At 52.2% G+C, this 12,807-nt stretch carries 12 protein-coding genes; 10 read left to right on the top strand and 2 right to left on the bottom strand.

Going from position 1 to position 12,807, the window contains the following annotated elements:
* Window positions 1-43 precede the first annotated feature (43 nt).
* Entirely contained in the window at window positions 44-961 is a 918-nt protein-coding gene (locus tag DS901_RS17410) for a sugar kinase (RefSeq protein ID WP_258546788.1), read from the bottom strand.
* On the bottom strand, window positions 962-1,654 hold the full coding sequence (locus tag DS901_RS17405; RefSeq protein ID WP_258546787.1) for a FadR/GntR family transcriptional regulator: 693 nt from the start codon (window positions 1,652-1,654) through the stop codon (window positions 962-964).
* Window positions 1,655-1,867: 213 nt separating this feature from the next.
* On the opposite strand from DS901_RS17405, the gene DS901_RS17400 reads away from it, so the two are divergent.
* From DS901_RS17400 to DS901_RS17355, 10 genes are all read left to right on the top strand, one after another.
* Window positions 1,868-2,890 carry a LacI family DNA-binding transcriptional regulator gene (locus DS901_RS17400; protein ID WP_258546786.1) on the top strand — a complete coding sequence of 341 codons (1,023 nt, stop codon included), beginning with the start codon at window positions 1,868-1,870 and terminating at the stop codon, window positions 2,888-2,890.
* Window positions 2,891-2,989: 99 nt separating this feature from the next.
* Window positions 2,990-4,285, top strand: coding sequence for an ABC transporter substrate-binding protein (locus tag DS901_RS17395; protein WP_113778215.1), 1,296 nt, complete (start codon window positions 2,990-2,992; stop codon window positions 4,283-4,285).
* Window positions 4,286-4,456: 171 nt separating this feature from the next.
* Window positions 4,457-5,395 (top strand): carbohydrate ABC transporter permease, encoded by a 939-nt coding sequence (locus DS901_RS17390; protein WP_113778214.1) that lies wholly within the window; start codon window positions 4,457-4,459, stop codon window positions 5,393-5,395.
* A 12-nt stretch (window positions 5,396-5,407) separates the two neighbouring features.
* Complete coding sequence (locus tag DS901_RS17385; protein WP_113778213.1) at window positions 5,408-6,244, top strand: carbohydrate ABC transporter permease; 837 nt, start codon at window positions 5,408-5,410, stop codon at window positions 6,242-6,244.
* A complete protein-coding gene (locus DS901_RS17380; RefSeq protein ID WP_113778212.1) occupies window positions 6,244-7,665 on the top strand; it encodes a mannitol dehydrogenase family protein in 1,422 nt (473 codons plus the stop codon). The genes DS901_RS17385 and DS901_RS17380 overlap by 1 nt, the downstream gene beginning before the upstream one ends.
* Entirely contained in the window at window positions 7,653-8,687 is a 1,035-nt protein-coding gene (locus DS901_RS17375) for an ABC transporter ATP-binding protein (protein WP_113778211.1), read from the top strand. The genes DS901_RS17380 and DS901_RS17375 overlap by 13 nt, the downstream gene beginning before the upstream one ends.
* Window positions 8,688-8,899: 212 nt before the next feature.
* Window positions 8,900-10,531 (top strand): alpha-D-glucose phosphate-specific phosphoglucomutase, encoded by a 1,632-nt coding sequence (locus tag DS901_RS17370; protein WP_113778210.1) that lies wholly within the window; start codon window positions 8,900-8,902, stop codon window positions 10,529-10,531.
* Window positions 10,532-10,807: 276 nt separating this feature from the next.
* The gene (locus tag DS901_RS17365) at window positions 10,808-11,392 is read left to right on the top strand and encodes an HdeD family acid-resistance protein (RefSeq protein WP_113778209.1); all 585 of its coding nucleotides are present in this window, start codon (window positions 10,808-10,810) and stop codon (window positions 11,390-11,392) included.
* Between the two features lie 216 nt (window positions 11,393-11,608).
* The gene (locus DS901_RS17360) at window positions 11,609-11,815 is read left to right on the top strand and encodes a F0F1 ATP synthase subunit gamma (RefSeq protein ID WP_258546785.1); all 207 of its coding nucleotides are present in this window, start codon (window positions 11,609-11,611) and stop codon (window positions 11,813-11,815) included.
* 271 nt (window positions 11,816-12,086) lie between these two features.
* A complete protein-coding gene (locus tag DS901_RS17355; RefSeq protein WP_113778208.1) occupies window positions 12,087-12,572 on the top strand; it encodes a hypothetical protein in 486 nt (161 codons plus the stop codon).
* Window positions 12,573-12,807 lie beyond the last annotated feature (235 nt).

Here is a 12,807-nt window from a genome sequence, read left to right as displayed (position 1 = left end):
TTAAAAACCCATTGAATGCAGCTATTTTAACCTAGCATCGAACCTATTCAGGAATAATTGCACCGGGGGTCGCAATGACGCGGGCCGCTAATGCATGGCCAGCTGCCATCGCTTGCAGGGGCGATTGGCCACGCGCGATTGCAGCAAGGTAGCCCGCGTTAAAGCTATCGCCAGCCGCAGTTGTATCAACGACGTTGATCGGCTCTGCGGGGACCGCAAAGACATGGGTGCCTGATAGGTCAAGCGGCCCCTCTTCCCCGCGTTTCAGCGCGCCTTTTGTCGCGCCGATATCGTTCAGCCGGGCGACTGTGGCTTCTGTGCTCGCATCGCCAAATAGCGCCTGTTCGTCATCTACAGAAGGCAAGGCAATGTCGGCGCGTTGCCACATTCCTGTGTTCACGTCACGCGCGGTTTGAATATCCTCCCAAAGCTGGGGACGGTGATTGCTATCGTAAACCAATGTGCCACCCGCGGCGCTGAATTCTTCGGCCCATGCAATCACTTGTTCCCGAATCGAAGGTGGCAAAATCGCCATCGAAATCCCTGTCAGCAGCACCATGTCAAACCGGTTCAGGTCATCAAACGACACAGTTCCACCCGGAGAGAACAATTGCCGTGCCGCCGCCGCAGAGCGCCAATAGCTAAAGCTACGCTCGCCCGTTTCATCAGTATCAATCGCATAAAGGCCCGGCATCTGCCCGGAGCGGCGTTCAACGCATGATGTATCCAAGCCGTGGCTTTGGATCGCGGCGTGAATGCGGTCCGAGTAAGGATCGGTGCCCAATGCGGTGACATAGGATACCGCTATATTGCTGCCACGTAACGCCCGCGCGAGATAAACAGCGGTGTTATAAGTATCACCCGCAACGCCAACACGTGCGCTGCCATCTTGGTTGGCGATCAGTTCGATCATTACTTCACCGATGCAGGCGATGGTGCGGATTGGTCGTTTAGTCGTCATTTAGATGTCTCCGAAAGTCAGCCGCACTTGGTCCCAAGCGTCGGCAAGATGTGAGCGTAACGCGGCCTCAGCGGCATCAGGATCGCGTAATAAAATCGCGTCCATGATCGCGGTATGCGATGCAAAATTGATCCGGTTGCGGTCGGCAAGGCGAGGCATTTGTCCCCATTGCGGCGCAAGCCAAGTCGTATAGGCGCGGTGAATGGCAGGGTACACGGGGTTGCCGGGGATATCGTAAAGCACCGCGTGGAACTGTTGGTCGGTCTGGTAGAATCGATCGTTGTCATCAATAGTCGCACCATTCTCGGCAAGTGCGGTCTTTAAGTTCACAATGTCCTTTTTACCTGCGGATAGGGCAGCTTCGCGTACCAATGCAGCTTCGAGCATGATGCGCGTGTCGAACAGATTGTGCACGCCACCGGGGTGTTGCAACAGGTTGCCAACGATTGATCCTGCGGCGTCAAACGCAGCTTCGAAACCAGCTTTTCGGATGACAGGGCGGTGACGTGGCTTGGCCGCTATGAGCCCTTGGCTGGCCAAAATGCGCACCGCTTCGCGGGCGACTGTCCGGCTGATCCCAAATTCCTCCATGAGATCACGTTCAGCAGGCAGCAAGTCACCATCAGCAAGGACGCCGCTGTGAATACGCCCTGAAATCGCTTTAACGACGCTATCTGCTGCGCGACCAGTCACTTTTGCCAACTCCGGGTTTGTGTAATTTAGTATGACTAAATTGGGTTTATTTTTCTATATATAGAAAATCAAGTATTTTTGGTATGACCAAAATTTGCAATTCTGTTTCCGTCTCACGAAAATTACAAATCTGTACTTGATTTTATCGCGCGACAAGTTTTTGATAAGTTGCGCAAATTTGTGTCAATTATCGAACCGAAGGCGACTGAAGTGATGGAAACCAAGATCCGAAATATGGAAGATTTTGCAAAGGCGAGCGGCATTTCGCGCCCAACAATTTCCAAGTACTTCAACGATCCCAATGCCGTTCGCAACACGACGCGCGAACGGATTGAGCAGGCACTTGAGACCTACGATTACCGCCCAAATATTTTTGCGATGAACCAAAACCGTAAACTTACCCGTAACATCGGCGTTGTTGTCCCGTCGCTTGCCGACCCATTCTTTGCTGAAATTGCGCGTAACGTCGAAAGGCGTTGTATCGACGCGGGCTATCAACCAACGCTGTACAGTGCGCATGGGAATCGCGATCAAGAAGTTGAAATTCTTGATAGCCTGCGGTCGCTCAAACCGGCCGGGCTGTTGATCGCCCCATTGGGGCGCAATTCAGACAAGGCGATGATCGAAAAATTCAGTCAAAAAGTTCCAACTGTTTTGTTCGATAGTTATTTGCCTGACATCGGGCTTTCCTTTGGTGGGTCGGATAATTTCCAGTTTGGTCGATTGATCGTCGACTATTTGTGCCGGACTGGTACGCCGCCGTGTTTCTTTGAGATGCAGAACCCAGCAAACCCAAACGCAAATAAACGTCGGCAAGGGTATATCGCGGCTATGGAAGCCCTTGGCCACGCCCCGCAGGTCGTGAGTGTCACAGGGGAAGGGTGGAACTTTGAAGAGATTGGGCGGAACGGAGGGCTTGAAGTTATCGACAGTGACGGCTTCCCGAGTGACACAGTTTTGTGCAGTAATGACCGTCTTGCGATCGGGTTAATATCGGCCTGTTTTGCGCGCAAAATACCCGTTGGGTTCGAGGAAGACAGCGCGATTCGCATTGCCGGAATGGACGATCATCCGTTCTCAAGGTTCACTTGCCCGCCGCTTACAACAATTTCACAAGACTACGAAGCGATTTCTAAGCATGCTGTTGAAACGTTGTTTGGAAATCTGGAAGGTGATGAAATTACAGACAAAGTTGTTCTTTTTGAAGGCAATTTGATCATGCGAAAATCGGCTTAATTCCGGTTAAAAAGTTTCCGCGCGTAAAATTTTGGTTGACCGCGCGGCCAGAACTGATCAGGATATTTCTAGTGGAGATTTGTTTCTGGGAGGAAAAAGATGAAATCTTTGATGAACACGGCTGTCGGTCTGTCGATGACTGTTGCAACTGCAACTACTGCATTTGCTGAAGGTCACGCAACTGAGCTGACAATCGCGATCGTGAACAACGGTCACATGATCAACATGCAAACTGTCGCTGAAGCTTACACTGCTGAAACTGGCGTTACTCTGAACTGGGTATCACTGGAAGAAGGCGTTCTGCGCGAGCAGGTCACGTCTGACACAGCAACTGGTGGCGGCCAGTACGACATCATCAACATCGGCATGCAAGAAGCGCCGATTTGGGGTGCTGCAGGTTGGATCGAACCACTTGAGTTCGGCGCTGACTACGACGTTGACGACATGCTGCCAGCAATGCGCAACGGTCTGTCTGCTGACGGTACGCTTTACGCTGCACCATTCTATGGTGAATCTTCGATGGTTATGTACCGCAAGGACCTGACTGACGCGGCTGGCGTATCAATCGCTGACAACGATAGCTGGGACAACGTGATGGCAGCAGCCGCTGCAATGCACGACCCAGACAACGGGGTTTACGGTGCATGTCTGCGCGGTAAGCCGGGCTGGGGCGACAACATGGCGTTCGTCACGACTGTTGTGAACTCATTCGGCGGTGCATGGTTCGATGCTGAAATGCGTCCAACACTGGATTCAGACGAATGGAAAGCTGCGATCAACTTCTACGTTGAGCTGCTGGGCACATACGGCCCTCCGGGTTCTGAAGGTAACTCCTTCAACGAGATCCTAGCGCTTTATAACGAAGGCAAATGTGGCCTTTGGATCGATGCGACAATCGCGGCTTCTTTCCTTGAAGTAGACGGTGTTGCATACGCGCAGTCTCCGAATGCTGGTAACCCTGTTGGTGCGAACTGGCTGTGGGCATGGGCAATGGCTGTTCCTGCGGGCACAGATACTGCCGATGAAGCCAAGGCATTCATCGAATGGGCAACATCGAAAGCCTATATCGAAGCTGTTGGTAACCACCCAGACTTCGGTTGGGGTTCTGTTCCAACTGGGACACGTGCATCAACATATGCTATCCCTGAGTTCCAAGCTGCTGCACCTTTCGCAGCCGCAGAATTGGCAGCGATTGAATCTGCGGCACCAGAAGCCACAGACATCAAGCCATACGTTGGTGTTCAGTTCGCTTCGATCCCTGAGTTCCCAGAAGTGGGTACAGCGGTCGCACAAGAAATCGCAGCGGCATTGTCTGGCGCGAAATCTGTCGACGAAGCTCTGGAAGCAGCGCAATCTGCGGCCGATTCAATCATGTCCGAAGCGGGTTACTACTAACTCTCTTTGACAGAAATGGTGCAGGCCCGGCGGTTCACGTCGGGCCTGTTACCCTAGCAGAACTCTTTATCGCTTGGCTTGATCGCGGCATATCCAATCTTGTGCTGATCGCCGAATGAGCGCCCGCCCAATAATTACTACGCAACCCCGAATGAATAGGTGACCCGAGCTATGTCCAAAAGAACGCTCCCCCGCATCCTTCAAACGCCAGCGGTCATACTTTTGTTGATCTGGATGCTGGTCCCGCTGAGCATGACGCTCTATTTCTCATTCATTCGGTATGTGTTGAACAGCAACATCCGGCCCGAATGGACCACGCCCGCGCTGAGTAACTGGCGCGGTTTTGGGAACTATGCCTACGTCTTGAAGGCCAAGGATTTCCTATTCGCGATCCAAAACTCGGTTTTTATCGTAGGCAGTATCTTGATCATCACAGTTGTTTTGGGGCTTGCGATTGCGGTTTTGATTAACCGAAATTTCCCTGGCCGCGGCATCGTTCGCGTGTTGCTGATCTCACCTTTCTTTGTGATGCCCGCCGTGAACGCAGTTTTGTGGATCAACATGATCCTCGATCCGGTGCTTGGCCTGCAAGGAATTGCAGTTGGTGGTATCAATAATTTGGTCGATGGCCTGCGGGATTTCCCGGTATTAGGCTGGTTCTTTAACCTCTGGCCGACGCTTGAACCGATCTCGTTCCGGGCCACGCAAACCTCTGCCTATGCGGTGATCATGATGGTTGCTTGGCAGTGGACACCATTTGCCGTGCTGATCTTTATGACATCGTTGCAGTCTGAAGACGAAAGCCAAAAAGAAGCAGCGACGCTTGACGGGGCATCACCTTGGTCGCAGTTCATCAATTTGACAGTGCCGCATTTGGCCCGGCCAATCGCGATCGTCGTGATGATCCAATCGATCTTTCACCTGTCACTTTACGCAGAGATTGAGATCGTCAGCCGCGGGAACGGGAATAAAAACCTGCCGTATCTGATCGGCGAATTCACATCCAATAACATTGGTGCCGCAAGCGCCACGGGCATCTTTGCCGTCATCCTTGCCAATATCATCGCAATCTTCTTGCTGCGCATGGTTGGCAAAAGCTTGATGGACTAGGGGGAAAAGATCATGGCAGCCGTTACAGAACGTTCAAATTTTGGCAAAATCGCATGGCCCATCGTGGCATGGATCGTCGCCCTTATCTTCTTTTTTCCAATCTTTTGGCTGGTGTTCACCAGCTTTAAGACAGATGCCGACGCCGTTAAACCGGAACACCTGTTCCGCTTTACGCCGACGCTGGAAAACTACACGAACATGACCCAGAACTATGACTACTGGAAGTTCGCGATCAACTCGGTGATCACATCGACCTTTGCGACGCTATTCGCTTTGGCCGTGGGTGTCCCGGCGGCCTATGCGATGGCGTTTAACCCCAGCCGTCATACCAAAGATATCCTGATGTGGATGCTCTCGACGAAAATGCTGCCCGCTGCGGCCGTGCTTTATCCGATGACATTCTTGACCAAGAACTTTCTTGGCATCTTTGACACGCATTTTCTGGTCATCGTGGTCTTGTGCCTGATCAACCTGCCGATTGTGATTTGGATGTTGTTCACCTACTTCAAAGAGATCCCGAAAGAGATCATCGAAGCGGGTAAAATGGACGGTGTTTCAACATGGGGTGAGATCAAGGATATTCTGATCCCATTGGCGTGGGGAGGCATTGCATCTACGGCGCTTTTGACATTCATCTTCTGCTGGAACGAGGCCTATTGGACCGTGCGCCTAACGACGATTGATGCCGCGACCTTGTCAAAGTTGATCGAAGGGAATCGCGCACCAGAGGGTCTGTTCTTTGGGCGTCTGTCTGCGGTGTCGACAGCGGCGATTGCGCCAATCGTGATCCTCGGTTGGTTCTGCCAAAAGCAGCTGGTCCAAGGCCTTACATTCGGGGCTGTGAAATAATGTCGATTACGCCCTCTTTGAATATCTCTGCTACGAGCTATGACAGATCCGCATGTGACCTGGGTATTGTCCATCTTGGCTACGGCGCGTTTCACCGCGCCCACCAAGCGGTCTATATTGATGATTATATGGATGTATCTGGCGACCTGCGTTGGGGCATTGCGGCGGTTAACCTACGTGGATCAGAATCCGCGCAATTTGCGGAGGCAAATGCTGACATCGAAACGCATGATGGCTATTATCTGAAGTCTATTTCGGCGGATGATGTCGTCGATTTCCGGCGTGTACGCTCGCATGTGAAATTTGTGGATTGGAGCATCGCACAATCCGAGGCAGAGCAGCTCTTGAGCTCTGCATCGGTACATCTGGTGACCATTACGGTGACAGAAAGCGGGTATTACACAGACCCGAATGGCGATCTAAACACGGATGATCCGATGATCGCGGGCGAAGTTTCCGGAGGGCAACCCCAAAGTGTCTATGGTTATCTGCGGGCTGCATTGCGTGGCCGGATGGATAGCATCGGCTCACCACTCACGATTGCCTGCTGCGATAATATTCGTCAGAATGGCAAGATGCTACATCGCAACTTGTTGGCCTATTTGAAGGCTTGCAACGATACGCAGCTTGCCAGTTGGGTTGCGCAAAACGTTGCTTTCCCCTGTTCGATGGTGGACCGGATCACACCGCGTAGTCCGCAAGAACTATGTGAAGAGCTGAGCCAGATGGTCGGGGTTACAGTGACGTCGCCGATCATGGCCGAAGATTTTACCCAATGGGTTTTGCAAGACCGGGCCGCCGCAACGATGCCCGATCTCGCACAAGCAGGCGTCACGGTGACGGCTGATGTTGATCCTTACGAGGAAACTAAAATCCGCGTATTGAACGGTGGGCATACGGCGCTTTGCTATCTTGCTGCGTTAGAGGGTGTTGAAACCTTTGACGCCGCGATGCGTGTCCCACATTTGAACGATCATTTTCATGCGTTTGAGCAAAACGAAGTCTTGCCCGCGCTGACGATTGCGTTGCCATTCTCGAAGGAAGATTACCTTGCGGATATCGCCCGCCGCTTTGGGAACAAAGCGATCGGTGACACGGTCGCGCGGATTTGCGCAGATGGCATGGCGAAATTTCCGATTTTTGTGCGTCCAACGCTTGAGGGCTGCTTGAAGCAAGGAATTATGCCTGTCCATGCGATCCGTAGCATTGCGAGCTGGCACCAGTTTGCGCGCCTTGTCGATGCTGGCAAAATCCCGTTTGACTACGTCGAACCAAGCTGGAGCGATCTTAAAGCGATGCTTGGGACAGACGCCTTTATCACCAGTCGCCAGCTTTGGGGCGATCTACCTGAAACATACCCTGAATTTGCCGCTACGTTGCGGCGCGAAATTACTGAATTGGAGGCAACATGGCCGGTCTAACACTTCGCGATGTAAAAAAGCGCTACGGTGAAACGCAAGTGATGCACGGCGTCGATCTTGACATCGAACACGGTGAATTTGTTGTTTTTGTCGGCCCATCGGGCTGCGGGAAATCAACCTTGTTGCGGATGATTGCGGGCCTCGAAGAGATTAGCGATGGGACCGTTTCTATCGGTGACACTGTCGTCAACGATGTTGCCGCGTCAAAACGCGGCGTTGCAATGGTGTTCCAAACCTACGCTTTGTACCCGCATATGACGGTTTACAAAAACATGGCGTTTGGTCTGAAACAGGCAAAAACCGATCCGGCTGAGATCGACAAGCGCGTGAAAGCGGCTGCAGAAATCTTGCAGCTTGGTGATTACCTTGACCGCAGTCCGCGCAATTTGTCCGGTGGTCAACGTCAACGGGTTGCCATTGGCCGCGCCATTGTACGCGATCCAGAAGTATTCTTGTTTGATGAACCGCTATCGAACCTTGATGCTGCTTTGCGGGTTCAGACCCGTTTGGAAATTGCGCGTTTGCACGAACGCCTTGGGAACACGATGATCTACGTGACCCACGATCAGGTCGAGGCGATGACCCTTGCTGATAAAATCGTTGTGCTGCGTGATGGTCGGATTGAACAAGTCGGCTCTCCGATTGAGCTGTACGAGCGCCCGCAGAACGCGTTTGTTGCGCAGTTTATCGGCAGCCCCAAGATGAACTTCTTTGGCCCAGGTGACCTTGCGGTAAATGCGGCGGCTGTTCTTGGAAAAGAATTGCCAACCTCGCAACAAGTTGGCCTACGCCCTGAACATATGGTCATCAGCGATGCTGCAAACGGTGTGGTTGAAGGCAAGATGGAACTTGTTGAAAACCTTGGCGAATACGCGATGGTTCACATGATCACCGAAACTGGCGTTGAATTTATTGCAAAAACAGAAAAGCCACCGGCGGCCAAAAAAGGCGAAGTGATTAGCTTTACGATTAAGCCTGAGTTGGCACATTACTTTGATGCAGAGACCGGTTTGCGCAGCTAAGCCTATGTAGAACCTCCTAGCCTAAAGCGATTTAGGTTTTCAATGCATGGGCTTGTGGCGTCGTACGTAATAGGTACGGCGCCATTTTTCCGACGACAAAACCCGCGGGTTGGTTCCTGATGGGTTTCGTGACACGGTGCGTGCGTACCTAAATGGCATAGAAAACGCCCAGACAATAATGCGCGCTGTAGCCAAGACAAAGGAATCAGCTCATGAAGATTAAATCCGTCGCATGCTCTCCGATTGAAGGGCAGTTGCCCGGAACGTCTGGTCTACGCAAGAAAACCCGCGTGTTTATGGCGCCCGGTTATCTTGAAAATTTTATTCAAGCGACGTTTGACGCGGTTGGTGGCGGCCAAGATAAGACGTTGATTGTCGGGGGTGATGGACGGTTTTTTAACCGCGACGCGATTCAAACTATCCTGAAAATGGCGGCTGCTAATGGCGTGACCAAGGCAATTGTCGGTAAGGATGGCATCCTATCTACACCCGCGGCATCTCACTTGATCCGCCTAAATCAGGCTGATGGCGGGTTTATTCTCTCTGCTAGCCATAACCCTGGCGGAATTGACGAAGACTTTGGGGTTAAATTCAACGGTCAAAATGGTGGTCCAGCACCCGAAAACCTGACTGCTCGAATCTTTGAAATTACGAAAAAAATAAAGCAATATCATACGCTTGAGGCCGCTGATGTTGATCTTTCGTCTATCGGCACATCGAGTATAGGCACCATGTCCGTGCAAGTTGTTGACCCTGTCGAAAGCTATGAAGCGCTGATGCAAAGCCTGTTTGATTTCGACGCTATCCGCACGCTTTTCAAATCCGGGTTCACTATGTGTTTTGACGCCATGCACGCAGTCACTGGCCCCTATGCGACGGCGATACTAGAGCGCACGTTGGGGGCCGCGCCGGGTACAGTGATCAACGGCACCCCGCTTGAAGATTTTGGCAAAGGTCACCCTGATCCAAACCCAATTTGGGCCAAGACCTTGATGGATTTGATGATGTCAGATGCGGCCCCAGATTTGGGCGCTGCTTCCGATGGTGACGGCGACCGGAACATGATCGTGGGGCGCGGAATTTATGTCACCCCATCTGATAGTCTGGCGATCCTTGCGGCAAATGCACATCTTGCTCCGGCCTATACAGGCGGCCTTGCGGGCATCGCGCGGTCCATGCCGACCAGCGCGGCCAGCGACCGGGTCGCGCAAAAACTTGGGATCGGGCTATACGAGACGCCAACAGGCTGGAAATTCTTTGGCAATCTTTTGGATGCTGGCAAAGTCACGATTTGCGGTGAGGAAAGCGCAGGCACAGGGTCTGACCATGTCCGCGAAAAAGATGGGCTTTGGGCGGTGCTATTGTGGTTGAATATTCTGGCTGTCCGCAAGCAATCAGTGTCTGAAATTGTGACCGATCACTGGGCGACCTATGGGCGCGACTATTATTCACGGTTTGATTACGAGGCTATCGCGACTGAAGAAGCGAATGCGTTGATGTCGGATCTGCGCGCGCGGTTGCCTGAGCTTTCAGGGCAAACTGTGGCGGGTCTCACCGTCGCGTCGGCTGATGAGTTTTCTTATGACGATCCAGTGGATGGGTCCGTCAGCAAAAACCAAGGGGTCCGTATTGCGTTCACAGGCGGTGGTCGCGCTGTGTTCCGACTGTCGGGAACAGGCACACAAGGGGCGACACTCCGGCTGTATCTTGAACAATATGCCGATCAGACAGGGGATTTGTCCCGTGCCACACAAGATGCGTTACAAAATGTGCGTGATGCAGCTTTGGCGATCAGCAAGATGCAAGACATGATTGGACGCACCATGCCGGATGTAATCACTTAAATGTCCGCGTGAGATTTTCGCGGGGTAATTGGTGGCGGTCCTGCGGGTGTCATTGGCGCGCCGGCTGGACAACTACCACAAAGATTATTACGCGGATCAAATCCGGCAGCGCTGCATCCTTTTGTGGGTGCGGACGTCGGATAAAACAAGAAGATATTGCCTTCTAAATTCTGAGCGGCCATTTGGGTTGTGATGCCATATCCATAGCTAGAGCAAATAGCGCCATTTGCTGCGGCTTCTTAATCCAGATCCCATTCGCGCGCGAAGGAAAAGAACATGAAAAGCGACCACGACGGATTTTTGAACATAGGACCCGCAGCTTTTGTGACAAAGATGCGCAAAGGCATTTTGTGGGGCGGGGTAGTGATGATCCTGCTTGGGATCGCCGCGATTACGGCCCCGCTTCTAAGCTCATTGGTTGTTGAATTGATGGTCGGTTGGTTGTTGACAGTCAGCGGCGCGCTTGCGGTGATCGGTGCATTTTCTTTGCGCGGGACGGGTCTGTTTGCGTGGAGTATTGGTGCAGCTCTTGCCACGTTGATAGGCGGGATATTGTTGTTGTCCTACCCGCTCGAAGGGCTTGTCGCGCTCACGGTTCTTGTGGCTGTGATCTTGTTGATAACCGGAATCGTTCACACCATCTTTGCCTTGTGGGTCAGGCCAGCGCTCGGTTGGGCATGGGCCGGGTTTTCTGCGCTGATCAGTATTGCTTTGGGCGTCTATATCTTTGCAGTCTTACCCGAAGCCTCTGCGGTGGTCTTAGGGTTGATGGTTGGCATTGATTTTGTGAGCACCGGCACGGCGATGGTGTTGATTGCCCGATCTGCAGCGGTGATGCAGCGCAACATGCGGGAGACATGACCCACATGCGGAAATTTTTGAAATTGCTTTCTGTCTCAAAACGAAAGAACTGATTGCAATTGGCAGAGACTTCCCATCGGTCTGCGGCGCGCAGGCACGTAGTGCTTACGGTGAATTCGCGATGTAATCGCACCGACTCCTTAAATAACCGATCCTTTGGAGAAAGATATAATCGTGTCTGATGTCGTCGACTAAATTCGGGCGCACATTACGGCTTTGGAGGTCGAACTCGACGATGAAATTGCGCGCCTTGCGATCATGCAGCAGGCAGAACAATCGGTTGATGACAGGTTAGGCGCGCTAAAATCTGACACACGTGCGATGCGCCAAAGTGAAATTACAAATGAACTTTTGGACGTGATTATCGGGTTTGAGGCCTTGAAAATGGACAAGCGACGCAAGCGCGGTGATAAAGTTCGGTAGGCTTTTACAGGGCTCTTTGTTCGCGCATCACCTAGTCCGATGATTTGCCTTTGACCTAGATCACGAAACAAATTCGAATCTATGCGTAAATTAGCACCGAAGACACTGCACACATCGATGTGGTCGGCGCGGCGCATGATGCGTTCTTGAATTTTGAACGACAAAAAACACAGACGTCCCCGTATAAATGCTGGGGTCCGAGGCGTCGGAGGTGCCCCGCTACTACATCCCAGAAAACGCAGATTCTGCGTTCTAAGAAAGGTCTTGCCTCATGCAGGGTGAAAACCCGCCGTTGGCCATAACGACTCCAATCAATGCGCCGTGTCGGGGTGCGCTTGCCTCCAATGCGTTGGGGCAGATGGGGTATGCTGTCATGATTGCGGCAATACTCTGGCTTGTTTCAAGCCAAGGCTATTACTTGATCAGAGATAGTTTCGCGTTCGACGCCGGGTATGATAGCGCGCCGATACTATTCACCGCCTACTATCTTGCTTGGAGCGCCATTGCGCTGTGGTCTTTCCGATCTTTGATTGCCGAAAGTATGAACCGCAACACACAGATGCACGAAGGGGTGATCCTGGTGTCGATCCTTGGGTGCTTTGCACTGTTTGTGGTTTATGGCCTGCAGCTTTTGCCAAATGTATCCGAATTGCGCGCGCCCTCTGAACCGCCAGATTTCATGTTCGCGTCGGCTTGGTACTATTTGCCAAAATCAGTTGAAATTCTGTTTCAACAAGTATTGGCCGTGACTGTCTGACGTCAGCGCTAATGGGTCCAAATAGCCGTATTTGATAAGAGAGTGTTCTTGGTTCATCGTAACCACTGAGGAGTGGAAGATGAGACAGACAACTGGAACACGCAAAAGCCCTGGCGAGAAGCTCGTCAAAGATATCAAACGAGCTACCCGCAAGCATTATTCGTCGGAAGAGAAGATGGACGTGTCCCGCTTTCGTGCCGCCCCAATTGCTCGTTTAAGCCACCTTTCGTTCGAA

This window comes from Loktanella sp. D2R18 (assembly GCF_003318235.1).
Taxonomy (GTDB): Bacteria; Pseudomonadota; Alphaproteobacteria; order Rhodobacterales; family Rhodobacteraceae; genus Yoonia.
Note: the sequence above shows the minus strand (reverse complement) of the source record. Positions and strands in the feature narration are given on the sequence as shown.